We start from the raw sequence: 24,928 nt of genomic DNA on the forward strand, positions 1-24,928 counted from the left end.
CCCCGATGCGGTGTTCGCAGAAACGGTGCATCCGGTTGCAAAAACTGCTCCTGAGGGCTTGCGGGAGGAAAAACGACGGCAATATTTTTATATAATTCCCATTATACAGGTCCGTCCGGTGAGAGGGATGCAGAACGTCAGGACATTCAGGTGCAAAGATCTTGGCCTTGCGTGCGAGTTTGAGGAGAAGGCGGAGGACGAGAACGAGCTGATGAAGCGGATAGAGGGGCACGTCCAGACCGCCCACCAGATGAACCCGGAACAGCCGGAAGTGCAGGAGAAGATCCGTAAGGCAGTGAGGTGAGGGGAGCGCCCCTCGCGGACACTCTATCACCGGCGGTTTACCGGAGGTTGCCCGGGGGAGCAGCAGGCTAAAACCTGCTGCACGCCACCGGAACCGGTCGATACGTCCTATGCGCCCAGAAAGACACTCACCCGGGGATGAAGCCGCACGGCGGCTCTGGCAGGATCCCGAGTCCATCCTTGAGAGAATCGGGCTTGCCGCCGGAGCCACCTTCATCGACGTCGGGTGCGGAGACGGTTTCTTCGCGCTTCCCGCGGCCCGGATAGTCGGGCCGCGCGGCCGCGTCTGCGGGATTGATATCGACGCCGGGGCGCTCGACCGCCTGCGGGAGAGAGCCCGGCGCGAGGGGCTTGACAATGTCGTCCTCCACCGCGGAAGGGCCGAGGAACTTGTCCTCTGCAAGGGCTGCGCCGACGTCGTCTTCTTCGGTATCGACCTCCACGACTTCACCGACCCGGTCCGGGCGCTTTTGAACGCAAAGAGGATGACGGCGCCCCGGGGCGTGATCGTCGACGTTGACTGGAAGAAGGAGCCCCTTCCTCTCGGCCCGCCGGTCGCAAAGAAGTTCAGCACGGAGTATGCCGCATCGTTGATGGCGGAAGCGGGGCTCGAGGTCACGACGGTGGCAGAGTCGGGGCCGTACCACTACATCATCACGGCCGTGCCGGGGTGACAGGGGGCGATGATCCGGAATCGGTCCAGCATTCTCGCGCAAAACCGCGGTGGTCAACGACCTCCGGTGAACCCCGGGGCTTGCAACGGGGACGTTGTGAAAAAAGGGTTTTTGGGCTACTTCAGGTTCGCGATGCCGCCGTAGTTGACGGCGTTTACGAATGCATCAAGGTCCTGTTTGGAACCGCCGTCCACGCTGACGTAGACCATGAACCGTTCATTCACGCCGACCCAGGTGCCGTAGGTGTCGGGTTTGCTGAAGATCTCCCAGGCGGGGTGGCCGCCGACCTTCTTCTGCTTGTAGTAACCTTCAGTCGTCTCGAACGAGACGAGCGAGTCCCACGACTCCCAGTAGCCCACATCGTAGTAGGCCGAGTCCTGGATCACGACCGCTGCCCGGGCGTCGTCCCTGGTGTACTCCCGTGACGCCCAGGTCCACTGGCCGTCTTCAACCATCGCAGTGACGCCCGCAGGCTCGTCTGCCGTCCAGCCAGCGGGAGCGGCCGGCAGGAACGATATCAGAGTCGCAAACGGGACTGCACTTACGCTCCCCCTGGCAGCCCCGGAGACGCCGGTGGCAGGAGCCGTCGTGGCCGCAGTGGTCGTTTCCGGCGTGGTCGTATCCGATGAACCCGATGTGCAGCCCGCCGTCATGCAAAGGCAGATCCCGAGCGCCACAATGAGCGCCGGGAAGAGCAGTTTTGAGGAAGAGTTTTTCACAATCATGCCCTCAGGAGATGATAAACGGGACTAACGTATTTATGCGTTGTTGTTTATCGCAAACGGCGGATCCCCCGACCGGAATACACTTCAGGCCGGCCTCCGGTTTTTTTGTGAACGGAGGTCCGTCTCTCCCCGGGGGCGCTCACATGGGCCCCTGCGGCGGAAGGCGGCGGACAGAGCGATTTAGGAAGACTTTTATACCGATATACGGACGCTACTCCATGGTTCAGATGAAGAGAATCCATGGTATCGTGATTGCAGGACTCCTGGTAGTCTGCATGCTCATGGCCGGTTGCACGTCGCAGCCGGCGGAACCGGGGAACGCGACCGGGACACCCTCCCCGGCGGCAACCACGGCGGCCACGCCCGCGCCGGCGGAACGGTTCGCCTTCAACGAGACAAACAACAACGAAACCGTCGCCCTCCCGGCCGGGAGCGAGATCATCATCAGCCTCGCCGAGAACCCGACGACCGGCTATGCGTGGAACGTCACCTCTTCCCGGGGGCTTCAGTATGTGAACGACACGTACAACGCTCCGCAGACCGAGCTTGTCGGCGCCGGCGGCGTGCATGTCTGGGAGTACATCGCGGCCGAGAAGGGTTCCGCTGAGTTCTCCGCGACCTACAAGCGGCCCTGGGAGAACGTGACCGGAAACGAGACCACGTTCTCGATGGCGTTCACCATCGAGTGACCCTGCGTGCCCTCCCCGCAACCGTGCGGGCGGGGCAGGCACTTTCTCTTTTGAGCTCCCGGTTTCACCCCAGGAACCTGCGCCGGTGCGCCGCCGAGAGGATGAGCGACGTCAGTCTCCCGGTATCATTGTCGCGGAGCACCCTGGCGATCTCACCCGTGATCGCCGTATGCTCCTCGTCCGGCTCAACATCCACGATATCGGCCACCCGGCTCGCGAGTTCACGCGGAACGAACCCGGTCTCCGCGTTGAGGAAGCGGGCGGCTGTCCTCAGGTCTTCATCGAAGTTGACGTAGTTCTCCCTGACGAACCCGAGATCCGCCTCATCCAGGGCATCCAGGCCGAGGAACTCAGGAGGGAGGCCGACGGAGTAGAGTGCGGCGGTGAACTTAATCGCCCTCGGCAGGGTGATCCCGCCGGTGCTCCTCGCGTAGCCGAAGAGGCCGATATGCAGTTTCCGCTTCCGCCTCTCGGGGATATACCGGGCAACCCGGTTGATCAGGGGGGCAAGCGGCCCGAGTCGTCGCTCGTATGCCTGCGTATACCTCTCCATCAGGTCGAGCGCCGCCGCCTCGTCGACGGGCCGGGCCCGGCCGGACATCCGCCCTTCGAGCCTCCGGACCGCGTTCTGGACGTCTTCAAGCGAGTGGTCGTACTTGAACGCCGACTGGACGGTGAACGTGTGGACGCTCGGGTATTCCGCGGTAACCCGGTCGACCGTCCCGGGCGAGAGGCCGCCCCGAAACGGCGCCGAACCCACGCCGATGATCGGGTAGAGCCGGACCCCCGTCTCCTCCGAGACCTCCTGAAGGTGCCGGAGTGCGATCTTGTTCAGGAGCACCGCGCTGATGAGCCCGTAGTTCATCGCCGGGTCGGACCGGGCAAGGAAGACGCGCTGGTGGGCGATATCCTTGTCCTCGAGGTAGCGCCTGACGACGTTGTGCGCATCCAGCATATGGTCCATCTCCTCAAAGAGCGGGATCACGTTGATCCGGTCCGGCCGGAACCTCCCGATCCAGTCTGCGATGGTCATCCCGCCCTCGCCAAGGCTCCGTTCCTGTTTCCCGACGACGATATCGGTGTAATAGCGGTAGATGTTGTCGATGGCAGTATGGGACGCCGTCATCGGGAGGATCACCTCAAATATCGGCGGGCAGTCGTCCCCGTAGAAGAGGCAGGCCGTATCGAACGACCGCGGGATGCTTTCGAGCGTCTCAAGGAGGATCTTCGCCTCGGCCGTCTCGACCTCGGGGTTCGGGACACGGAGCGTCAGGAAGATGTCCCGGCCGAGTTTCTTCTCCCGGAAGAACGTGTCGTAGCGGGAGAGGAGTTTCCGGACCACGAAGTTGTCGACCTCTTTTCCCTCGCAGTCCCACATCTGCTCGCGGCACCCCAGGTGGGAGTAGGCGTAGTAGGCCTCCTGGACCTCGTCCTCCCCGCCGAGTTCCGGGCTCTCGGCAAAGAACGGCAGGGTGACGTTATCCGGGTGCTGGGTGCTCATGCATTGCGGTATCCGTATCATCTCGTTACACTCCGTCGTATCAGGGGGCGGGGCCCTTTCTGTCAACCATACCCTGGTATCATGGTCGACCAAAAAAGCCCTCCGGTAGACCCCGGCGTCACCACCCGTTCCCGAACCGCCGCGAGACCTCCGATCCCGACCACGGGCCCCCGTGCGCCGCGTAGACCCGTTCCGGCCCGAAGGCGAGGAGGGCCCGGAGGCTCCGCCGCGCCGCCGCGGGGTCGCCGGTCCGGAAGGGCAGACGGGGCCTCCCGCCCGGGAGGAGGGCGGAGAGGAGGTCGCCGACGATGGCGGTGCCCCCGGCGATGAGGACCGAGACCGAGCCCGGGGTATGGCCCGGCGTGGGGATGACCCTACCCCGGATCCCGAAGACCGCAAGGTCGGCGGCGCTCTCGATGACGATGTCGGGCTCGATGCCCCCGGGATGGGGGGCGCTCACCCTCCCTGCCGCAAACCCGATCAGGCGCGGGACGATCCGGGCGGAGGAGAGCAGCCCGGCGACCCCGCGGCGCACGGCACCGGCATCGGCCGCATGAACGGCGACCGGTGCGCCGGTCCGGTCCCGGAGCGCGTCGGCGCTCCCGTAGTGGCCCGGGTGGCCGTGGGTGACGAGGATCAGCGAAACCTCGTCGGGCCGGATACCCGCACGTCTCATCGCGGCCAGAATGGCCGGCTCATCCCCGGGGTTGCCGGCGTCGACGAGGAGGACCCCCCGGTCCCTGACGATGAACGCGGTGGTCAGGCCGAGCGGCACGGGGATGACCGCCGGCAGGCAGCGGGCGGCGGTGCGCTCCATCCTCGGCGCCGGAGCCCGGACAGCCTGCCCCCTCACGGCGGGGTCCTGCACACTCAGGTCTGCGGTCGTCATGGCATCACCCACCGTGAGATACCCTCTCTCCACATCAATGATTCGGTCGGGACGGAAAAGAGCGGGGGCGGATGGCCGGGCTGTCGCCCGGGGACAGGCGGCGCTTCTGCCGGCAGGCTCACGCACACGCCCCGGGAAACAGGGCGAGGGCAGCCGCCGGAGGTGCCGGGCCGGGCGAGTGGAGCAGGAAGACAGACTGCTCCAGGGACCCGGGCGCCGCGTTCGGGAAGAACAGCAGGCTTATCACCGGATTGTCCCGGACGGCCGGGCCCGCCTGCCGCAGAAAAAATAAGAACGGAGGGTATTCGATTGACGGTTACGCCAGGTAGTCTTCCGGCCGGGGGAGCTGTTCCTTTAAGCCCTTCCTCCGCCGGATGCTCTTGACCACGTCGTCCACGATACCGGAGGGGACGAGTTCGAACCCGGCGAACTCGGTGCTCCACATCGCGCGGCCTTCGGTGGCCGACCGGACATCCCCGGCAAACCCGAAGAGCTCGGCGACCGGTGCCCTGCCGACGACCGTCATTGTGTCGCCTTCGCTCAACATATCAAAGACCTGGCCGCGCCGACCCTGGATCTGCGAGGTCGCCGCACCCATCTGGTCGCTCGGGACCGTGATCTGGATCTTCTGGATGGGCTCGAGGAGCGAGTCGCCGCCCATCAGCAGGCCTGCCTTGACGGCGCTTCTGACCGCCGGGATGACCTGGGCGGGACCGCGGTGGATGGCGTCCTCGTGGAGTTTCACGTCCACCAGCCGGATCTTCAGGTTCTGGACCAGCTCGTCGGCGAGCGGGCCGCCGCGGAGTGCCTCACGCCAGCCTTCGAGGACCAGTTCCATCGTCTCGTTGAGGTACTGGATACCCTTCGTCATGTCGATGAACATGTTGGTGCCCTCGATCGCCTTGACGTTCTTGGCCTCGTCCTTGTCCATACCGGCGGCGACGAGGGCGTCGCGCCGCTCCACCGCCTGCTGGGTCATCGAGACGTCGCCCTGCTGGATCAGCTTCACGACCTCCGGGTCCATCGGCTCGAGTTCAAGGTAGAACCGGTTGTGCCGGTTCGGGGACTTCCCTTCGACCGGGCCCGCCCCGCCCGTGATCGTCTCGCGGTAGACGACGATCGGCGGGGAGGTGATGATATCGACACCCTTATCGCGCTTGATACGGCCGGTGATGATCTCGAGGTGGAGTTCGCCCATGCCGCTGATCAGGTGCTCGCCGGTCTCCTCGTTGATCGAGACCTGCACCGTCGGGTCTTCCTTTGCAACCTGGCGGAGGACCTCGACAAGCTTCGGGAGGTCCTTCATGTTCTTTGCCTCGACGGCGACGGTCATGACCGGCTCGGAGTAGTGCTTCAGCGACTCGAAGGGAACCATGTCAACGAGCGTCGTGACGGTCGAACCGACGATGGCGTCCTTTAGGCCCGTGACGGCGGCGATGTTGCCGGCGGCCAGTTCGTCCACCTCGATCCGCTCGGCACCCATGAAGATGCCGACCTGCGCGAGGCGGTTTGAGCGCTTCGCCGCACCCATGATGTAGCACTCGGTGCCCCGGCGGAGCGTTCCCGAGAAGAGACGACCGGTGGCGACCTCGCCTGCGTGGGGGTCGAAGGTGATGTCGGTGACCATCATGCAGACAGGGCCGTTCGGGTCGCAGTTGAGCATTGCCTTGCCCTCGGGGTTCGCGTAGTCCCCGTGCCAGATGATGTGGATACGCCGTTCCTGGGCCTGGAGGGGGTTAGGGAGATGCTTGACCACCATGTCGAGGAGCACGGCGTGCAGGGGGCTCGACTTCGCCAGCCACTTCATGTCGCCGGTGTTGCACTTCTCGTAGACGTCTTTGAACGAGACCCCGCTCTTCTTCATGTAGGGGACGGAGACCGCCCAGTTGTAGAGCGCGGAGCCGAAGGCGACGGTGCCCTTCGCGGCATCCAGTTTCCAGCCCGCGTCGTACATCTTCTCGTTCATCCCCTTGATCAACCTGTTGACCTTATCGATCACCCGCGCGAGACGGATCTGCATCTCCTGCTCGTCCACCTTCAGCTCGTTGATCAGCCGGTCCACCTTGTTGATGAAGAGAACAGGGCGGACACCCTCCTTGAGCGCCTGGCGAAGCACCGTCTCCGTCTGGGGCATGGTGCCTTCGACCGCGTCCACCACGACGACGGCGCCGTCCACCGCACGCATGGCTCGGGTCACGTCGCCGCCGAAGTCCACGTGGCCGGGGGTATCGATCATATTGATCAGGTACTCCTCGCCGCCATACTCGTGGACCATCGAGACGTTGCTCGCGTCGATGGTGATGCCGCGTGCCTGTTCTTCCTCGTCAGAATCCATGAAGAGCTGCCTGCCGGCGAGCTCCTCGCTGATCATGCCCGCTCCCGCGAGCAGGTTGTCTGAAAGGGTCGTCTTTCCGTGATCGATGTGGGCGACGATACCGATGTTCCGGATGTGATCCGGCTTGTCCATCAGGTCCGTAACCCGCTCTACCATCTTCTTTCGTCTGGTCATGGAACACCAAAAAAATAATAGGGAGTATTACCGGGCAGCCTTTGCAATACGTTCTCTCTCTTCTTTCTTCGAGACGGCGTAAGAGCGGGTGTCGCCGTTCGCGGCTGCGATCAGTTCCTCGGCGAGCGCCTCGCTCACGGTCTTCTTCTTCTTGTGGCTCGCCTGCTGGACGCCGTCGGTGATGAACCGGAGAGCGATATCGACACGGCGCTGGGGTGCGGTGTCGACCGACTTCGGGACGTTGATACCGCCGTACTTCAACCGGACGGTCTCCTCGCGGGGGCCGGTGTTCTCGACGGCGTCCACCAGCACCTGGACCGGGTTCTTCTTGGTCTTTTTGTTGACGATCTCGAAGGCGTCCCGGACGATGCGGATGGCGAGCTCCTTCTTGCCGGTGTTGTGCTCGGTCTGCATCAGTTTGTTGATCAGGCGCTCGACGATCAGCATGTTGCTCTTGTTGAACTGCTGGCCGGCGAGCTTGCCGCAGGAGTGCGGCACGATCATCGCGTGCAGGTTCACGTAGCGAGCAAGGCTCGGATCCTTGATCTCCACCTCGCTCATGTCCCAGCGGTTGAAGAGGAGCTTCTGGTCCTGGGTCCCTGCCTCTACTGCTTCTGCTTCTGCCATACCACTTACCTCCGCGGCTTCTCCTTGCGCCCGATGACCATTTCGCTGAGACTGACGTTGTTGACCTTGGTCACGACAAACCGGACGCCGGGGATATCACCCATCGACCTGCCCAGCCTGCCGCCGATACCCTCGATCTCGACCTCGTCATGCTCGTCGATGAAGTTGATGGCGCCGTCGCCGACGGCGAATGCGGTCACCTGACGGCCGTTCTTGATCAGTTGCACGCGGACGCACTTACGGATCGCAGAGTTCGGCTGCTTTGCCTCGACACCCACCTTCTCAAGAACGATCCCGCGTGCCTGCGGCGCTCCCTCAAGGGGGTCAGATTTCACATCAAGTCCAAGCTGACGCCGGGCGTAGACAGGATCATGCCACCTGTCTCTTTTAGCGTCGCGCTTCAGTTTTCGGGCTGCGAATTTACCGTTTCCCATTGAATACCCTCGTATCGGTTGAATTTGTAGATAGGAGCAACTCCCGGTGTGCTATAAAGCAACGCGCGTTACGGATTTATATATTGTGGAACCCATCCGCGCGCCGATCTTTCGCCTTAGTTATTTGATCGGGAGCTGATATAATATTATATCCCGGCGGGCAACCTTCATGGATGACAACCCGGATATACAAAGAGGTTTTTTTCGAGGCGACCCACCGCCTGATCCACTATCGGGGGAAATGCTTCCGGTTGCACGGCCACCAGTGGCGGGTCGAGGTCTGGATCGAAGGGACGGCGGATGAGCGCACCGGGATCGTCCTTGACTACAACTGCGTAAAAGAGGTCGTCGGGCGGTTCGACCACCAGGTGATCCTGAATGCCGGCGATCCCATGGCGGCGTGCATCGAGGCGTTCCATCCCGTCGTCACCACGCCCGGCGATCCCACAAGCGAACTCCTCGCCGGCCTCATCGCGGAGATGATCGATGCCGAAGCCGCACGGCAGGGGCTTGATGCCCGCGTGGCAAAGATCCGGGTCTGGGAGTCGACGACCTGTTACGCAGAGCGCACGTATGATCGTCAGTGAGATCTTCCGGAGCCTCCAGGGAGAGGGCAGAAACCAGGGGCGGCCCTGCACGTTCATCCGGCTCGCCGGGTGCAACCTCCGGTGCGCCTGGTGCGACACCTCCTACGCATGGGAAGGCGGGGTGAGGATGAGCGTTGCGGAGGTCCTCGACCGGGTCTGGCTCCTGAACGGGAACCATATCTGCATCACCGGCGGGGAGCCGCTCCTGCAGCGGGATGAGGTCATCGAGCTCCTCAAGAAGTTCAGCCTTCATGGATATACGGTCGAGATCGAGACGAACGGCACCCGCGACTTCCGGGAGATGCAGGCTTTCGCCTCCATCTGCATGGACGTCAAATGCCCCTCGTCGGGGGAGAGGAGCGATCTATCGCTCCTCCCCTTCATCACCCCCCGCGACTGCGTCAAGTTCGTGGTGGCGGACGAGGACGACTTCCTCTACGCCCGGGCGGTGATGGCCCGTTACGATATCCGGGGCGAGGTCTTCATAACGCCGGTGGAGGGGTCCGACTACCGCGCCATCGCGGACTACATCGTCGACGAGAACCTCCCGGTGAGGTTTCAACTGCAACTGCACAAGATCCTGGGGATGAAATGATGAAAGCGGTCTGCCTCCTCTCGGGCGGCATGGACTCCGCCACGCTCGCCTATGTCGCAAAGGACATGGGTTACGATATCATCGCGCTCCACTTCACCTACGGCCAGCGGACGGAGAAGAAGGAACGGGCGTGCGCCCGGACCATCGCCCGGATGCTTGACGCGCGCGACTTTGTCGAGATCAGCCTCGAGCACTTCAAGAAGATCGGGGCCTCGAGCCTGACGGACACCGCGATCGCGGTCGAGGAGTATACCGGGGAGGAGAAGGGGGTGCCGAACACCTACGTTCCGTTCAGGAACGCAAACCTCCTCGCCATAGCGACCAGCCTCGCGGAGGCCCGGCGAGCGGAAGCAATCTTCATCGGCGTCCAGACCGGCGACTACCCGGGGTACCCCGACTGCCGGCCGGAGTTCATCGAGGCGTTCCAGCGGGTGGTCGATCTCGGCACGGCGGCGGACCCCCGTATCACCCTGATGACGCCCTTTATCCGGATGACGAAGGCGGATATCCTCCGCGTGGGCCTTCGCCTCGGCGTCCCTTACGAGGAGACCTGGTCCTGCTACCAGAACAATGACCGGGCGTGCGGGATCTGCTCTTCGTGCCACTACAGGAGAGCCGCGTTCCGCGAGCTCGGGGTGCCCGACCCGATCGAGTACGAGGGCTGACCATGGAAGTCTACCGCACCGGAAGGCTCACCGTCGAGAGAAAGGAGATCACCCTCCCGGATGGGGAGAGAAAGGAGCGGGTGATCATCCACCCCGGCGGGGCGGTCGCGATCCTCCCCGTCGAGGGAGACGACTGCTACCTCATCCAGCAGTACCGCTACGCCGTCGACGCCTACATCTTTGAGGCACCGGCAGGCACCATCGACGAGGGCGAGGAGCCGCACGAGACCGCCCGCCGGGAGCTGATCGAAGAAACCGGGATGAAGGCGGAAACCTTTGTCCCGAAAGGCTGGATCTACTCTTCCCCCGGCTACACCGACGAGCGGATATGGCTTTACCTCGCAGAGGGGCTCTCGCCCTGCTCGGACTACGGTATGGACGAGGATGAGGTGATCGAGGTCGTCCGCATCCCCGTCAAGGATCTCGCGGCGATGATCGCGGATGAACGGATCGTTGACGCAAAGACGATCTGCCTCATCTGCCGGTGCCTGCTCCGGGCGGAGCGCGGGACACCCGGCCCGGAGCGGGCGCGGGAGGGGGACGGCAAATGTGCGCAGATTTAAGCCTTCTCCGGAGAAACACATAGTAGCTTCGACCAATGAATACTATTCAGCGAGCCTGGTGAACGTCCAATGGAAGAGACGCAAGAGATGGATACCGCGCGAAAGCGCTACGAATTTAAAAAGATGCTTGAGAGGCTTGCCGAGAAGGAGGGAAGCGGCACCGAGCTGATCACACTCTATATACCTCCGGATAAGCAGATATACGACGTGACCGCCCAGCTCCGTGACGAGTTCGGGCAGTGCGCAAACATCAAGAGCAAACAGACCCGGACAAACGTCCAGAGTGCCATATCCTCCATCCTCTCCCGCCTGAAGTACTACAAGCGCCCGCCGGAGAACGGCATGGCGGTCTTCTGCGGCACGATCAACGTCGGTGGCGACCGCACCGACCTTGAATGCGAGATCATCGAGCCGCCTGAGCCGCTCAACACCTACCTGTACCGGTGCAGCTCCTCGTTCGAGCTCGAACCCCTGCAGCAGATGCTCGGGGAGAAGGAGGTCTACGGCCTGATCGTCCTCGACCGGCGGGAGGCCTACATCGGCTTTCTCCGGGGCAACCGGATCGAGCCGGTCCACGGCGTCACCTCGACGGTCCCCGGCAAGCAGCGAAAGGGCGGCCAGTCGAGCGTCAGGTTCCAGCGGCTGCGGCTGATCGCCATCAACGAGTTCTACAAGAAGATCGGCGACCGGGCAAGTGATATCTTCCTTGCCGAGAAGGACTTCTTCGAGAAGTTCAAAGGTGTGCTGATCGGCGGCCCGACCCCGACCAAGGAGGAGTTCGAGGCAGGCGGCTACCTCCACCACGAGCTCCAGAAGCGGATCATCGGGCTCTTCGATGTCGCCTACACAAACGAGTCCGGGCTTGCCGAGCTCGTCGAGAACGCGTCGGACGCCTTAAAGGGCCTCGACATCATCAAGGAGAAGAACGTCATGAACCGGTTCCTCCAGGAACTGGTCAAGGACGACGGACCGGCCGCCTACGGTGAGGAGAGCGTCCGGAAGAACCTGGAACTCGGCGCCGTCGACACCCTCCTCCTCTCCGACAAGCTCCGGAGGGCCCGGCTGAAACTCGCCTGTCCGAACGGCGACTACACCGAGGAGAGGACGATCAGCATCGAACCGGGCAAACACATCAGGGATCTCGACTTCGGCACCTGTCCAAACGACGGGGCATCCCTCTACGTCGAGGAAGAGGTCGATATCATCGATGAGCTGACCGCGCTTGCGGACCAGAGCAGCGCGACGGTCCGGATCATCTCAGACGACTTCGAAGAAGGCTCGATGCTCTACAACGCGTTCGGCGGGATCGCGGCAATACTTCGTTACAGGACCGGATACTGATGTTTCAGGAGAAGTACCACCAGGTTGAGCGCATGCTCCGGGCATGCACAGGCGAAGAGGACGTCCTCCTCTCGATAGGGGGGGATCACGCCGACATCGCCTCGACCGTAGCGTTTAAACTTGCGAAAGTTGAGAAACGGGCGCCCCAGAAGATCGCCGCCGATATCGCGGAGAGGCTCTCGGCCGATCCCGGACTCGGGGATATCCGGGTCGAGGCGGCGGGCCCCTACATCAACTTCCGGTTCGGGCCCTCGCTTCTCGCGGAGGCGGTCAGGGCGGCAACCGGGCCCGGCTACGGGAACCTCCAGCGCCGCACCGAGCGGGTGGTGCTCGAGCACACGAGCGCGAACCCGAACGGCCCTCTCCACGTCGGCCATATCAGGAACACCGTCATCGGGGACACCCTGGTCCGGGCGTTCCGGAAGGCCGGGTACCCGCTCGAGGCGCAGTATTACTTAAACGACATGGGCCGCCAGATCGCCATCGTCTCCTGGGGGTTCGACCACCTCGGCCTCGCCCGCGGGGAGGACGAGAAGGAGGATCATTACGTCGCCCGGGTCTACGTCGCGGCGAACCGGGAACTCCAGAAGAACCCGGAGATCACGGAAGAGATCGATCACCTCATGCAGCAGGTGGAGCGCGGCGATGCAGAGACCGTCGCGAAGTTCCGGGCGGCCGTCTCCCTCTGTGCGAAAGGGATCCGGGCGACCCTCGCCGCCCTGAACGCCCACCACGACCGGTTCGTCTGGGAGAGCGATTTTGTCCGGATCGGCGACGTGGACCGGATCATCGGGCGGGTCCGGCACCTGCCGCAGGCCCATGAGGACGAGACCCTCTGGGTCGACCTCTCGGAGCGGGGTTTCGAGAAGAAGTACATCCTCCGGAGGAGCGACGGCACGTCGGTCTACAGCACGCGCGACCTCGCCTACCACACCTGGAAGGCGCGCAACTTCGACCGGATGATCGATGTCCTCGGGGCGGACCACAAACTGATCGGCGCCCAGCTCCGGGCCACCCTCGAACTCCTTGGCGAACATCCGCCCGAGATTGTCTACTTTGAGTTCGTCTCCCTCCCCGAGGGCTCGATGAGCACCCGGGCGGGCAAGTTCGTCTCGGCGGACGAACTGATCGAGGAGGTGACGGCGAAGGCATACGACGAGGTGACCGTCCGCCGCCCGGAACTCCCCGAAGAGGAGCGGCGGACTATCGCGAGGTCGGTAGCCGTCGCCGCCATCCGCTACGACATCGTGAAGGTCTCCCCCGAGAAGAGCACGGTCTTTGACTGGCGGGAGGCGCTGAACTTCGAGCGGCAGAGCGGCCCCTACATCCAGTACGCCCACGCCCGCGCCTGCAGCATCCTCGAGAAGGCGGGGGAGTTCGAGCCGGCGTATCATTACGAGACGGAGCACGAGATCGCGCTCGCCCGGCACCTCTCCCGGTTCCCTGTCGTCATCGAGCAGACCGTGACGGAACTCCGCCCGCACCTGCTCGCCGCCTACGCCCGCGAGCTTGCCGACCTCTTCAACGCCTTCTACCACTACGACCCGGTGCTCAAAAGCGAGGGCGAGACCCGGAGCAGCCGGCTCGCGCTCGTGGATGCGGTCAGGAACACCCTGCAGGAATCCCTTGTGACCCTCGGTATCGATGCACTCAGAAGCATGTAAGGCCCTCCGGAGGCAGGGCTACCAGTTCGTCAGCCCCGCCTCGTCAGCGGCCGTCAAGCCCTGCATGTGGAACAAGCGGGCGCTCAGGGGCGGGGAGATGTGCTACAAGGCGCAGTTCTACGGCATCGAGAGCCACCGCTGCGTCCAGATGACCCCGACCCTCCGGTGCAACCAGCACTGCCTCTTCTGCTGGCGGTCGTTCGAGCACGAGGTCGTGGAGGAGGAAGAGTGCCCTCCCCCCGCGATCATCGAGAATCTCCGGCGCCTCCAGAAGAAGGCGCTCTCGGGCTACAAGGTCTCGCCCTACGTCGCGCCGGAGCGGTTCGCGGAGGCTCTCCGCCCCACGATGGTCGCGATATCCCTTTCGGGGGAGCCGACCTGTTACTCGCGTCTCCCGGAGCTGATCGACGGCCTCAACACCGGTGGGTACACGACGTTCCTCGTCTCGAACGGCACCCGGCCCGACGTCCTTTCGCGGTGCCGGCCCTACCAGGTCTACGTCTCCCTGGACGCTCCCGACCGGGAGACCTACCTTGGCCTCTGCCGGCCGAGAGAGGATTACTGGGACCGGGTGCAGGAGAGCCTTGCCGGACTTGCCGGCCGCCGGTCCGCAATCCGCACCACCGTCGTGCACGGCTACAACGACTTTGCGCCTGAACGGTATGCAGCGCTCTACCAGGATTCCGGCGCCCGTTTCGTTGAAGTAAAGGGTTATATGTATCTGGGATACAGTAGAAATCGACTGCAGAGAGACCAGATGCCTGAACACAGCGATGTGCGGGCATTTGCCGAGAAGATTGCACAACACTGCGATTATACCATCAGGGACGAGAGCCCGGCGAGCCGGGTCGTCTGCCTGGAGCGGAACGTATGAGATTCGATGTGGAAGAGTTCAAAAAGAGAGCGAGAGAGGATTTCGAACACGCCTGGCATGAAGGGCCGTCGGTGCTGACCCCACCGGGGATCTCAGACCGGTATCCCCGGCTGAAGTACACCCGGGCGGCCCCGCACCCGATCTTTGAGATCATGCAGCGGCTCCGCGAGACCTACCTCTCGATGGGGTTTGACGAGGCGATGAACCCCCTGATCGTCGAGGAATCGGATATCTACCGGCAGTTCGGGCCCGAGGCGATGGCCGTCCTCGACCGGGTCTTCTACCTCGGCGGCTTGCCCCGCCCGAACGTCGGGATAGCGAGAAAACAGGTGGAGGGGATCGAGGCGATCCTCGGCCGCGCGATATCGCCAGAGACTGAGGAGAAACTCCGCGAGACCCTCCACGGCTACAAAAAGGGGACGATCGACGGCGACGAACTGACGCACGAACTCGCGACCGTCCTCGAGGCCGACGACGCCGCCGTGGTGCACATCCTTGACGCGGTCTTCCCCGAGTTCCGGGCGCTCGCCCCCGAGTCGTCGCGCAACACCCTCCGGAGCCACATGACGAGCGGCTGGTTCCTGACGCTCTCGGCCCTCTGGGAGAGACGCCACCTCCCCATCCGGCTCTTCTCGGTGGACCGCTGTTTCCGGCGGGAACAGGAGGAGGGGCCCACCCGCCTGATGGCCTACCACTCGGCCTCCTGCGTCGTCGCGGGGGAGGACGTCACCCTCGAAGAGGGCAAAGCCATCAGCGAAGCCCTCCTCTCGGCGTTCGGGTTCACTGAGTTCCGGTTCCAGCCCGACGAGAAACGGTCGAAGTACTACATGCCCGGGACCCAGACCGAGGTCTACGCCCGCCACCCGGTCCTCGGCTGGGTCGAGGTCGCCACCTTCGGCATCTACTCGCCCTCGGCGCTCGCGGAGTACGGGATCGGGGTGCCGGTGATGAACCTCGGTCTCGGGGTGGAGCGGCTCGCAATGATCGCCTACCAGTCTAACGACATCCGCGAGCTCACCCACCCGCAGTTCTACCCGCAACCCCTCTCCGACCGCGATATCGCGGGTGCCATTCATCTCCGCATGGAGCCGGCGTCGACGACCGGGAAGCGGATGGCGGAGGCGATCCGTGATACAGCCGCCGAGCACGCCGCCGCCCCGGGCCCGTGCGCATTCACCGCATGGACCGGCGAGATCGCGGGAAGGCAGGTGGAGGTGATCGTCGAGGAGCCCGAGTCCAACACGAAACTCTGCGGACCGGCGTGCGCAAACGAGATCTTCGTCCACAACGGCTCGGTGCTCGGGGTCCCCGATATCGAGAAGTGGGCACAGGTCCGGCGGGACGGGGTGTCCACCGGCATCACCTACCTTGATGCCGTAGCAAGCCTCGCCGCCGCCCGGATCGAGGAGGCGGCGCGGTGCGGAGAGGAGACCCGCGTCCAGGTGAAGATGGCAAAACTGCCCTCAGATATCAACCTCCGCATCGAGGAGTATGCGATGCGGTACATCACCGACCACAACAAGAAGGTGGACCTCCGGGGCCCGGTCTTCCTGACGGTGAGATCCGTCATACCGGAGCAATCGACCCGATAAGACCTTCTTCCCGCCCCGGTTTCTCTTTTTTCCCGGTCACCCCCTCCCTGCCGGACTCGATGCACCTCCGGAGCAGGGGCAGAACGTCCCGCTGGGCGACCAGGTTGAAGTGGGCCTTGCTCGGGGCGAGCCCGACCTTGATCGAGTACGCGTCGGGCGGCACCACCGCAAAGAGATCCTCGTCGGTCCTGTCGTCCCCGATGGCGAGGATGAAGTCCCAGGCGTGCCGGGAGAGCCAGTTCAACGCCGCTCTTCCCTTGTCGACGACGGTGTTCTTGATCTCGATGACCTTGTTCCCCTCCATGACGCCGACGTTGAGGTTCGACGTCAGGTGCAGGAGGTCATCTTTGAGATCCTTTGCCCGCTGTGCGCCGAGGATCGGTTCGGTCCTCCGGTAGTGCCAGACGAGAGAGTAATCCTTCTCCTCGATGAACGCGCCGGGCGTGCGATCCGTGTAGAGTTCGAGGAGCGGGTAGATCTCCCCCTTCCAGTCGCTGGAGAGCCCTTCGTGCATCCGCCACTCCCCGGAACGCTCTTTTGTCCAGACGCCGTGTTCAGCGATGAGCCCGATCTCCATCCCCCGGAACCAGGCGTCCAGCGTGTACCGGTCCCTGCCGCTGATCACCACCACCTCGTTTCCCGGCACACGGGAGAGGGCCTCGAGCACCTCTCTCGTGGCGTCGCCGGGCACCGCCTTCTGCGGTTTTGCGGCGAAGGGCACCAGGGTGCCGTCGTAGTCGAGGAGGAGGAGCCGATCAGCGGCGGCGGTGTAGTCCGCGACCAGCCGGTCCCTGATGGCCGGGGTGACGATCTGTTCGGAGCGTTCGACCCGGATCGCCCGGGCGTCGCCGAGGCGGGTGAGGAAATCGCCGACCCAGCGCTCGATGTCGTAGCGCATCAGCCGCCTCTGCATGGTCCGGTTCCGCTCGACCTGTTCCTTCTCCGGCATAGCAAGCGCCGCCTCGATCGCCTCGATCACCGCGTCCTGGTCGTTTGGGTTGACGATGATCGCTTCGCCGAGTTCTTCGGCCGCCCCCGCCATCTCGGAGAGGATGAGCACCCCGGTGCCGTCGGTCCGGGTGGCGACGTACTCTTTGGCCATCAGGTTCATCCCGTCCCGGAGCGGCGTCACCAGAGCGACGTCAGCGGCACTGTAGAACGCCACCAGCGTCTCGAACGGGAGGAAGTTGTAGAAGTAGCGGACCGGGACCCAGTCGGTCGTTCCATACTTCCCGTTGATCCGGCCGACGAGTTCGTCGATCCGTTTCTTCAGCGCCTGGTAGCGGCCGACGCTGGCCCGGGACGGGACGGCGACGAGGACGAGAGAGACCTTCCCCTGGTACTCCGGTTTCTTTTCAAGGAGTGTGTCGAAGGCCTCGAGCCGGAGCGGGATCCCCTTCGTGTAGTCAAGGCGGTCGAACGAGAGGATGATCTTGCGCCTCCCGTACTTATGCCGGATCCCTGCGATCTCCTTCTGGACCGGGGTGCTGCCCGCGGAGTCGGCGAACCGGTGGTAATCGATGCCCATCGGGAAGAGATCGGTTCGCACCACCCGGGTGCCGGTCCTGACCTCCCCGAAGGAGTGTTCGTGCCCGAGGATCCGCCGGACGCTGGAGAGGAAGTGGCGGACGTAGCCGTAGGTGTGAAACCCGATGAGGTCCGCCCCGAGCAGGCCGGCGAGGATCTCCCGCCTCCAGGGCAGGCCCCGGAACACCTCAAACGACGGGAAGGGGATGTGGTGGAAGTAGCCGATCTCTGCATCGGGCAGGCGCTCCCGGAGCATCTGCGGCAGGAGCATCAGGTGGTAGTCGTGGACCCAGATGACGTCATCGGGCCGCGCGACTTCCATCACGGCGTCGCAGAACTTCTCGTTCACTCTCTGGTAGACGGTCCACGTCTTCGGGTCGTAGTCTGCGAAGAGATTGAAGTAGTGGAAGAGCGGCCAGAGGGTGTTGTTGCAGAACCCGTCATAGTAGTGCTTGATGTCGTACGGAGAGAGGAAGACCGGGTGACACCGCTCTCTCTTGAGCGTATCGACGATCCGATCTTTCTCCTCATCCTGCTTCCTCTGAACGTTCATGCCAGGCCAACCGATCCAGAGGCTCTCGTAAGACTTGTAAAAAGAGCCGACTCCAGTGGCAAGACCGCCGACACTCCGCTGCAGGCGGAAGTCGCCGTTCTTCCGGGTGACGCTGATCGGCAGCCTGTTTGAGACTATCAGTAACCTGTTCATGGTTTGACCCTGTTCACAATCCGAGGCTGATCACCACCCAAAGAATCTCAACCAAAATTAAGGTTTTGGCGAAATCTCGAAAAAATATGGATATCGTAGTTTCGGCAGGCAGGCCTCGTTCCTGGTCTGCCCCTGGTATGCGGGCGCCGGAGATCCCGCGCATAGCCCTTCGGGGCGATCCTGTCAGGGTATCTGCGGTGGTGGTTGGGGGAGGAACACCGGGTTCTGGTGGGCCGGGGTGGGAGAGTGAACGATGATTATGGCCTGCGAGACTGCCTCGAACCCCTCAAACCGGGCCGCCGGCCGGCAGCGCTCACGCGTTCTCGGGAGGACCTCGGCACCAATGTTGAGATCGGCATCTAACCCTTCGATCACTCAAAAGAGATCTGCTCAGCGGGAGCCTGCCGAAGGGGCTCCGGGCAGGCGACCCTTGAGGCCGGGTGCACCGCACACGGGGTATCGTAACCTATATATCCCACGACATACACCCATATGCTGTGAGTAAATCCTTCCTGAAAAGGATGAGGCCGCCTTGAGGCGGGTGGGACAAAGTAGGGAAGGGATCACAAATCTATTTCTGGCGCCTATTGAAGAAATCCAGCCCGATCGTGATGTTTTTTTCAATCACAGAGTAGTGATCCTCATTGGGCAGGTAGTCCCTGAAATGGCGATGCAGGGTTCCGGCAATGAAGTCAGCCGCCTGAACGCAGAGGTTCTGTTTTGAGTCGGCATGCTTAATCTCCAGTCGGCACATTGCTGATTGGCGGGACGGGCCGTTCTCAAGCGAACGGAAAACAAGATATCTGTCAAACTCTTCTCTGACTACGCCGTCCAGCGACTTGTCTATAATCACATTAACATCTGATGAGAATCCGTAATTTGTTATTATTGTCGAGACGAGAGACCCGGTGAGATAGTTGTACAATATCTGGTGCCGATCTCTGAGGTAATGATAAACCTGCCCTTTTCTCAGCAGTAGATACGCGATATCGACGTTTGTTTTGGAGATGCACTCCAGAACGCGTCTACGATATGTGTCGTCGGTGTTGTGCTACTTCAGTTCAGGGATGTTTTTATACTTTTTTGGAAGTTTCTTCTTGACCCTGCTCATGCAGGTCTTTATTCGTTGGACCCTTTCTGGCCCTCTTACGATGATGGCTCCGATGACAAAGTAGGGTGAACTCTCCCCTGTAAACCCAAGATCCCCGGACTCGTCGATGTAGATATTAACTCCGGAAGGAGAGGGTATTATATCCGATATTTTCTCCACCCCGGGTCGTTCGTTTCTATCATAACCAATGCTAACAGTGGGTTTGCCATCCAACCACATAGATACTCGCATTTGTGACAAGGCCGCCGCCTGATAGAGCTCACGCGTTCTCGGGAGGACCCTGGCAAGCCCCCCCCATCTTGGAGTATACGGCACCTTCACGACCCTGTTCGCCCGGACGGGCGCGCTCCGCCCTACCGGCACAAAATGTTATATACTTCTAACACAACGTTAGATATATCTAACAGGTGGGTCGATGAAGGCGCGATACGCAATAAAGATTGCAGCGGGAGCGGTTCTCGCGGCGGCAGGGATCCTCCTTCCGTTCCTCATAGACGGAATCGAGGCACTCTCCTCAATTCTGGTGACGATCGGTCTTGTGACCATCGCGGTTGTTGTCATGCAGCATTGGAGGTTCCAGGACGAACCGGAGAGCGATGAGCGGACGCAGAAGATCGGGGCATACGGCATCTCCTACTCGTGGCTCCTCACCCTCGTCTTCCTCGCGATCCTCTTCTGGGTGGACTACCTCGGCGTCTTCCCCCTCACGGTCGAAACCGTGCTTCTCTCTACCATCCTGCTGATGGGGCTCTCTGCCCGCATCTTCCAGTGGTACTTCTTCCGGCAGGGGGATGTGGCGTGAGACCGGCGAGCGCGGCCGAATGGCACCTGCTCCAGAAGGGGGACGTCGGGTGAAGACCCGGATCCGGGAACTCCGGGCGAAGGCAGGGCTCACCCAGGAGGAACTGGCGCGAGAAGTCGGCGTCCGGCGGGAGACGATCGTCTTCCTCGAGCAGGGAAAGTACAACCCCTCCTTAAAGCTCGCCTACAAGGTGGCCCGGGTGCTCGGCACTCCCATCGAAGAGGTCTTCACCTTCGAGGACGAGAACCTGGCGTGACCACGCCGGAGCCGGTGGATGGCGGAGCGGGGAGCAGAACCCCACCCGTGGCGCCGTCGCCACCAGGGTTGGGGAGGCGATGCGGACCGGTGACGCGGCCGGCACATGAAATGCGGGAGCGGGAGAAGGCGCGGCAGCAGGCATCCAGCCCATGACGGTGCGGCAGAGCAGAGTGCTCCATCTGCCTGAGGATTCTTCAGCCCTGTGTCGCCCCTTCGCCACCTTCGCAAACATCCGCGTAAGTCAACCCGCGGTGGAGACCGGGATCGGAGCTCATGCGGAAGTTCGCGGAAGGGTGTATAGAACGCTTAATGCAGTGGTTCAGGAGAAGGAGTCGGAAAAATATATTGGGGGCAATCGTTAAGGTTGGAACGGCAGGCTAAAAACATTGCGTTTTTATATTCTTACAATTTTGCCTCAAATTCGCTTTAAAACCGAAATATAAGCACATTTGTAAAAAATACATTTTAATCACGCGGTAAATATACAATCCCCCCATCTCCCGAATATTCGGGATGGGCGCAGTGTCCCGGAAGGTTACTTCGGTTTCTCGCCGGATTTGCGCCGATCATTTCCACCCTACCCCGCTTCCCCCACCAGGCGCCGCACCTCCCTCTCAACCTCAGGGAGGAGACTGTCACGGTTCGACCGGGTCACCTTCACGACCCGGACGTCCGCCCGGGTCCTGATCCGGTCGAACCCCGGGGCGCCCCGCTGTGCGATCGTCGCCACACAGGGAGCGGCGGCATCGAGCACCTCCCGTATAACCCTGTGAAAAACCCCTGAGCAGCACTCCATCTTCCCGATCTCGTCGACGATCACGAGACGGACACCTGGCGCAGTGAAGGGAACCGATGAGAGGAACTCCTCAAACCCCTCGATATCGACCCCGTACCGGCCCACACGGCAGTGACCAGGATATCCAGTGCGGGCGAAGGACCGCCGGTCCCCGGCAAGGCTCACGAGGTCAAACCCCACCCGCACTCCCCCCTCCCTGACCTCGGCGGTGTAGAACCCGACCGGCGAGCAACCGGCAAAACGCTCCGCGAGACGGCGTATGAGCGTGGTCTTCCCGGAACCGGGCTGCCCGGTGATGAGCAGGTTCCCGGTCACCGTCCCGTGGCCTCCCCGGCGCGGACCCTTGGACGGCAGACCGGGCAGAACGCCGGCCCTTTTACGTCGGTCTCGGAGATGGTGTTTGAGAAGCGCATGACGCACCGGGGGTCATCGCAGTGGGCAAGGCCGAAGGTGTGCCCCAGTTCATGCACCGCCTCCACGGTGGCCCGGCGCCGGAAGACGCCGACATCTTCCGGCAGGCCGTAGAACGACTGCCGGAGGCGGTAAAGAGAGATCACGGCGTTCCTCCGGCCCGCGAGGCCGAAGACGAAGTTCATGCCCGGGAGGTAGAGGTCGACGTCGGTGACTCCCAGCACCCGGTCACAGCCGCCGATCTCCCCGGAGAGCGAGAGATACTCGAGCACCACCTCCGCGTCGTACTGGTCGCGGGCGGTGTTCCGCGCGGTTGCAGGAAGCGGGATCTTCTTTTTGGGCACCACATCCCCGGAGAACGCCGTCGCCAGGGAGGCCTGGAGCGCTTGCATCTCTACCGGATCGACCTTTCCGATGGGAACGAGAATGATACTCATGGCGATATCCCGGTACCGGGTAACAGCAGATAAGAATTTGATGGTTTCGGCCTGAGTTCCGGGAGCAGGCCCCGCGAACGAGGACCACCCGGCACGGTCGCCGGGGATGAGTATGGCTGCAGGCCGACCGGCGAGGTCACCTGCCGCCATCCCCCCGCAGAAGCGCAAAGAGCCGGACAAGCGAGATGAGATCCTGCCGGTTGTGCTCCACCACCGGGACGAGGGGGCCGGGGTTTCCAGTCCGCCGGTAGAGATTGTAGAACTCCGGCACCATCCGGCCCGGGAGATCGTCCTCGCGCTCGACCCCGAGGACCTCCGTCTCGAGCGTGCTGAGCCGGCAGGCGGGAACCGGGCCCTTCCAGCGCCGCCGGGCGAAGAGGAGGGCGTCGAAGTGAGGCGCCGCAAGGTCTGCCCGGATACCGTAGCAGGCGAGCCGCTCCCGGATGAAAGGGAGGTCGAACGCCCGGCCGTTGAAGGTGACGAGGGCCGCACCCTCCGCTTCCAGGTCGGGAAGGGCGGCGGTGAGCGCCGCCTCCTCTTCATCGAGGGACCGGAGCAGGTACTGGCGGACGGCGATCTCCCCACCCTCCACCCGCGCGAGCCCGATGAGGACGATCGGCCGGGCGGAGAGCCCCAGCGTCTCGATATCGAGGAAGACGAGCGTTTCCGGAGCATGGAACCGGCTGGCCTCAAGGAGGAGCGGATCGGAACGCCGGTGCCGCCGCCCGATCCACTCCACGAGGCCGCGGGTATCCCTCCCCGCCACCGAGTCAAGGAGCCGCGCGGCATCCCGGCGGTAGAGGGGGTGCCGCACGAGATCGGCGACTGTCCGGTAGCCCAGCCTTTGCAACCTCTGTTGGGTCGCCTCGCCGATACCGGGGACCAGGGTGAGGTCCGCAAGGATAGCCGCCGCCGCCCGGTTCGGGTCGCGGTCGTCGAGATCGTCCGTGATGGGGCTCCGGGATTCGAGGACGTAGCACCTCCCGGAGGGGCACGCAACTTCCCGGCCGCAGAAGACGTCCTCGACGGTCCGGCCCTGGTAGCCGGCGACAAGATCGTCCCGGAGGTGCCGGACCCGATCGCAGCCGGATGAGATGCTCCTAAAAGAGGGGGCGCGCTCCCCGGCCCGGGCTGACCGGGCCCGCCATCCTCTCCCTGCCTGATCGAACGGATACTTCATCCTGCCCCGGCAGAGGGTTAGACCCTCGCGGCATTCAAAGGTATCCACCGCAGGATGAACGTGAGCGGGGGGCCGTATCACTCCCGGCGTGCCGGCCTCACCGTGATCGAGCACGTGCGGTCGCCGGCACAGATGCTGTTCTGGTACTTCAGCACGTAATCCGGGTTCAGGGCCGGTACGGCGGCGTTCGCGTAGGCGTGGCAGGCGTTGCAGGCGGTGAGCGGGTCCTCCCCCCGTTCGTTCGCCCTCGCCACCATCGCGCACTCCCGGACGGTCAGCACCGCCTCGTCCGGCCCGGAGTCCCGGATCTCGTACCGGTACTCGGGCCCGAAGAAGACCCGGGTTGCCACCGCAAACGCCTCCGCAACCTCCCGCGCATCCCGGATCGGCATCCCGAAAGCACGGGCGATGACGCCCGCTTCCCTGCCCTGCTCCCGCCACACGGCCCGCTCGACCTCGTTGTAGAGCTGGTCGTCGGCGCCGTCCCTGATGGCTCTCCGGCAGGCAAGCGGTAGCGCGGAGACCTCCCGGGCGGCCAGTTTCCATCTCACGTCCACCGGGATTCGTTCGAATCCGTCCATATGCTCTCCCTCCACCTCGTGACGGTTTCCACGTCGGAAGTGGCTGTACCTGCAACCCACATGAACGTTCGCCCGGGGGCGGCGCGCGCATAAATACCCCCGCGGCCAACACGGAGATATGATGATCGGAGCAGTCCTGATCGATATCGACGGTGTCCTCTACGTCGGCGATCGCCCGGTCGTTGGGGCGGACCGGGCGCTCCGGGAACTTGACCGGCGGGGGATACCCTACCGGTTCGTCTCCAACACCACCCGCCGCTCCCGCCGTTCGGTTGCCCGCCTTCTCGCGGACCTCGGCTACGCCATCCCGGAGGCGTGGATCATCACCGCCCCGGTCGCGGCCGCGGCACACCTGCGGGAAGGAGGCCGGACCCGGTGCTTCCTCCTCACCACCCCCGATGCCCGGACCGACCTCGAGGAGGCCGGCCTCCTCGCGGTAGAGCAGGATGCCGATGCGGTCGTGGTCGCCGACGCGGCCGACGGTCTCACCTACGAACGCATGAACCGGGCGTTCCGTCTCCTCCTCTCCGGCGCAGACCTCGTCGCGCTTGAGAAAGACCGTTACTGGATGGGGCCGGACGGGTTGATGCTCTCAGCCGGCCCCTTCGTGGCTGCGCTCGAGTTCGCCACCGGAAAAGTGGCGGAGGTGATCGGGAAACCCTCTCCGGCGTTCTTCACCCGTGCGCTCCGGGAGACCGGGGTAACCCCGGGCGAGGCGGCGATGGTCGGCGACGACATCGTCACCGATATCGGCGGCGCCCGGGCCTGCGGGATGAAGGGCATTCTGGTCAGGACCGGCAAGTACCGGGAAGAGGCGGTTCGCCAGTCGGGCATCACGCCTGACCTCGTCATCGACTCGCTTGCCGACCTCCCCGATCACCTCTGAT

General features: G+C 63.3%; 27 protein-coding genes. 14 read left to right on the forward strand and 13 right to left on the reverse strand.

Annotated elements, in window-relative coordinates; all coding sequences use genetic code 11:
• Positions 1 to 127 precede the first annotated feature (127 nt).
• Both QZ408_RS06310 and QZ408_RS06315 read left to right on the forward strand, forming a co-directional pair.
• On the forward strand, positions 128 to 304 hold the full coding sequence (locus QZ408_RS06310) for a DUF1059 domain-containing protein (protein ID WP_292490493.1): 177 nt from the start codon (positions 128 to 130) through the stop codon (positions 302 to 304).
• Positions 305 to 413: 109 nt separating this feature from the next.
• Positions 414 to 977 (forward strand): class I SAM-dependent methyltransferase, encoded by a 564-nt coding sequence (locus QZ408_RS06315; protein WP_292490381.1) that lies wholly within the window; start codon positions 414 to 416, stop codon positions 975 to 977.
• A 116-nt stretch (positions 978 to 1,093) separates the two neighbouring features.
• Here QZ408_RS06315 and QZ408_RS06320 read toward each other — a convergent pair whose 3' ends face one another.
• On the reverse strand, positions 1,094 to 1,702 hold the full coding sequence (locus tag QZ408_RS06320; protein WP_292490382.1) for a hypothetical protein: 609 nt from the start codon (positions 1,700 to 1,702) through the stop codon (positions 1,094 to 1,096).
• 227 nt (positions 1,703 to 1,929) lie between these two features.
• Here QZ408_RS06320 and QZ408_RS06325 point away from each other — a divergent pair, with 227 nt between their 5' ends.
• Complete coding sequence (locus tag QZ408_RS06325; RefSeq protein WP_292490383.1) at positions 1,930 to 2,391, forward strand: protease inhibitor I42 family protein; 462 nt, start codon at positions 1,930 to 1,932, stop codon at positions 2,389 to 2,391.
• Positions 2,392 to 2,455: 64 nt separating this feature from the next.
• Here QZ408_RS06325 and ppcA read toward each other — a convergent pair whose 3' ends face one another.
• The 5 genes from ppcA to QZ408_RS06350 all read right to left on the reverse strand — a co-directional run bounded on the left by ppcA (position 2,456) and on the right by QZ408_RS06350 (position 8,351).
• Positions 2,456 to 3,913 (reverse strand): phosphoenolpyruvate carboxylase, encoded by a 1,458-nt coding sequence (gene ppcA, locus QZ408_RS06330; RefSeq protein WP_292490384.1) that lies wholly within the window; start codon positions 3,911 to 3,913, stop codon positions 2,456 to 2,458.
• A 97-nt stretch (positions 3,914 to 4,010) separates the two neighbouring features.
• Positions 4,011 to 4,781, reverse strand: a complete 771-nt coding sequence (locus QZ408_RS06335; protein ID WP_292490385.1) for an MBL fold metallo-hydrolase — start codon at positions 4,779 to 4,781, stop codon at positions 4,011 to 4,013.
• 316 nt (positions 4,782 to 5,097) lie between these two features.
• A complete protein-coding gene (locus QZ408_RS06340) occupies positions 5,098 to 7,290 on the reverse strand; it encodes an elongation factor EF-2 (protein WP_292490386.1) in 2,193 nt (730 codons plus the stop codon).
• A 27-nt stretch (positions 7,291 to 7,317) separates the two neighbouring features.
• Positions 7,318 to 7,917: a 30S ribosomal protein S7 gene (locus tag QZ408_RS06345; RefSeq protein ID WP_292490387.1), complete on the reverse strand. Its 600-nt coding sequence runs from the start codon at positions 7,915 to 7,917 to the stop codon at positions 7,318 to 7,320.
• 5 nt (positions 7,918 to 7,922) lie between these two features.
• Positions 7,923 to 8,351 carry a 30S ribosomal protein S12 gene (locus QZ408_RS06350; protein ID WP_214077967.1) on the reverse strand — a complete coding sequence of 143 codons (429 nt, stop codon included), beginning with the start codon at positions 8,349 to 8,351 and terminating at the stop codon, positions 7,923 to 7,925.
• A 173-nt stretch (positions 8,352 to 8,524) separates the two neighbouring features.
• On the opposite strand from QZ408_RS06350, the gene QZ408_RS06355 reads away from it, so the two are divergent.
• The 8 genes from QZ408_RS06355 (at position 8,525) to sepS (ending at position 16,232) form a co-directional block, all read left to right on the forward strand.
• The gene (locus tag QZ408_RS06355; RefSeq protein ID WP_292490389.1) at positions 8,525 to 8,938 is read left to right on the forward strand and encodes a 6-carboxytetrahydropterin synthase; all 414 of its coding nucleotides are present in this window, start codon (positions 8,525 to 8,527) and stop codon (positions 8,936 to 8,938) included.
• Positions 8,925 to 9,533 (forward strand): radical SAM protein, encoded by a 609-nt coding sequence (locus QZ408_RS06360; RefSeq protein WP_292490390.1) that lies wholly within the window; start codon positions 8,925 to 8,927, stop codon positions 9,531 to 9,533. The genes QZ408_RS06355 and QZ408_RS06360 overlap by 14 nt, the downstream gene beginning before the upstream one ends.
• Entirely contained in the window at positions 9,533 to 10,198 is a 666-nt protein-coding gene (gene queC, locus QZ408_RS06365; RefSeq protein ID WP_292490494.1) for a 7-cyano-7-deazaguanine synthase QueC, read from the forward strand. Before QZ408_RS06360 ends, queC begins: the two co-directional genes overlap by 1 nt.
• 2 nt (positions 10,199 to 10,200) lie before the next feature.
• Complete coding sequence (locus tag QZ408_RS06370; RefSeq protein WP_292490391.1) at positions 10,201 to 10,761, forward strand: NUDIX hydrolase; 561 nt, start codon at positions 10,201 to 10,203, stop codon at positions 10,759 to 10,761.
• Positions 10,762 to 10,830: 69 nt separating this feature from the next.
• Positions 10,831 to 12,102: a peptide chain release factor aRF-1 gene (prf1, locus tag QZ408_RS06375; RefSeq protein WP_292490392.1), complete on the forward strand. Its 1,272-nt coding sequence runs from the start codon at positions 10,831 to 10,833 to the stop codon at positions 12,100 to 12,102.
• The gene (gene argS, locus QZ408_RS06380) at positions 12,102 to 13,766 is read left to right on the forward strand and encodes an arginine--tRNA ligase (RefSeq protein ID WP_292490393.1); all 1,665 of its coding nucleotides are present in this window, start codon (positions 12,102 to 12,104) and stop codon (positions 13,764 to 13,766) included. The genes prf1 and argS overlap by 1 nt, the downstream gene beginning before the upstream one ends.
• Positions 13,747 to 14,640, forward strand: coding sequence for a 4-demethylwyosine synthase TYW1 (gene twy1 / locus QZ408_RS06385; protein WP_292490394.1), 894 nt, complete (start codon positions 13,747 to 13,749; stop codon positions 14,638 to 14,640). The genes argS and twy1 overlap by 20 nt, the downstream gene beginning before the upstream one ends.
• Positions 14,637 to 16,232 carry an O-phosphoserine--tRNA ligase gene (gene sepS / locus QZ408_RS06390; protein WP_292490396.1) on the forward strand — a complete coding sequence of 532 codons (1,596 nt, stop codon included), beginning with the start codon at positions 14,637 to 14,639 and terminating at the stop codon, positions 16,230 to 16,232. The genes twy1 and sepS overlap by 4 nt, the downstream gene beginning before the upstream one ends.
• Here sepS and QZ408_RS06395 read toward each other — a convergent pair.
• The 3 genes from QZ408_RS06395 to QZ408_RS06405 form a co-directional block, all read right to left on the reverse strand.
• On the reverse strand, positions 16,207 to 18,465 hold the full coding sequence (locus QZ408_RS06395; RefSeq protein ID WP_292490397.1) for a bifunctional alpha,alpha-trehalose-phosphate synthase (UDP-forming)/trehalose-phosphatase: 2,259 nt from the start codon (positions 18,463 to 18,465) through the stop codon (positions 16,207 to 16,209). The two genes, sepS and QZ408_RS06395, sit on opposite strands and share 26 nt — an antisense overlap.
• 571 nt (positions 18,466 to 19,036) lie before the next feature.
• Entirely contained in the window at positions 19,037 to 19,483 is a 447-nt protein-coding gene (locus QZ408_RS06400; protein ID WP_365995706.1) for a DUF3800 domain-containing protein, read from the reverse strand.
• A 33-nt stretch (positions 19,484 to 19,516) separates the two neighbouring features.
• Positions 19,517 to 19,789, reverse strand: a complete 273-nt coding sequence (locus QZ408_RS06405; protein ID WP_292490398.1) for a DUF3800 domain-containing protein — start codon at positions 19,787 to 19,789, stop codon at positions 19,517 to 19,519.
• A 202-nt stretch (positions 19,790 to 19,991) separates the two neighbouring features.
• Here QZ408_RS06405 and QZ408_RS06410 point away from each other — a divergent pair, with 202 nt between their 5' ends.
• Both QZ408_RS06410 and QZ408_RS06415 read left to right on the forward strand, forming a co-directional pair.
• Positions 19,992 to 20,378 (forward strand): hypothetical protein, encoded by a 387-nt coding sequence (locus tag QZ408_RS06410; protein ID WP_292490399.1) that lies wholly within the window; start codon positions 19,992 to 19,994, stop codon positions 20,376 to 20,378.
• A gap of 49 nt (positions 20,379 to 20,427) precedes the next feature.
• Entirely contained in the window at positions 20,428 to 20,634 is a 207-nt protein-coding gene (locus QZ408_RS06415) for a helix-turn-helix transcriptional regulator (RefSeq protein ID WP_292490400.1), read from the forward strand.
• Positions 20,635 to 21,213: 579 nt separating this feature from the next.
• Here the strand turns inward: QZ408_RS06415 and QZ408_RS06420 are convergent.
• The 4 genes from QZ408_RS06420 to QZ408_RS06435 all read right to left on the reverse strand — a co-directional run bounded on the left by QZ408_RS06420 (position 21,214) and on the right by QZ408_RS06435 (position 24,041).
• Positions 21,214 to 21,747, reverse strand: coding sequence for a nucleoside-triphosphatase (locus QZ408_RS06420; protein ID WP_292490401.1), 534 nt, complete (start codon positions 21,745 to 21,747; stop codon positions 21,214 to 21,216).
• A complete protein-coding gene (locus QZ408_RS06425; RefSeq protein ID WP_292490402.1) occupies positions 21,744 to 22,280 on the reverse strand; it encodes an archaemetzincin family Zn-dependent metalloprotease in 537 nt (178 codons plus the stop codon). The genes QZ408_RS06420 and QZ408_RS06425 overlap by 4 nt, the downstream gene beginning before the upstream one ends.
• Before the next feature lie 136 nt (positions 22,281 to 22,416).
• On the reverse strand, positions 22,417 to 23,508 hold the full coding sequence (locus tag QZ408_RS06430) for a ribonuclease H-like domain-containing protein (RefSeq protein WP_292490403.1): 1,092 nt from the start codon (positions 23,506 to 23,508) through the stop codon (positions 22,417 to 22,419).
• Positions 23,509 to 23,537: 29 nt separating this feature from the next.
• Positions 23,538 to 24,041, reverse strand: coding sequence for a hypothetical protein (locus QZ408_RS06435; RefSeq protein WP_292490404.1), 504 nt, complete (start codon positions 24,039 to 24,041; stop codon positions 23,538 to 23,540).
• A gap of 118 nt (positions 24,042 to 24,159) precedes the next feature.
• Between QZ408_RS06435 and QZ408_RS06440 the strand changes: the two genes are divergently transcribed.
• Positions 24,160 to 24,927 (forward strand): TIGR01458 family HAD-type hydrolase, encoded by a 768-nt coding sequence (locus QZ408_RS06440; protein WP_292490405.1) that lies wholly within the window; start codon positions 24,160 to 24,162, stop codon positions 24,925 to 24,927.
• The last annotated feature ends 1 nt before the right edge of the window (position 24,928 follow it).

The sequence above is a fragment of the Methanoculleus sp. 10 genome (genome assembly GCF_913757945.1).
In the GTDB taxonomy this organism is placed as follows: domain Archaea; phylum Halobacteriota; class Methanomicrobia; order Methanomicrobiales; family Methanoculleaceae; genus Methanoculleus.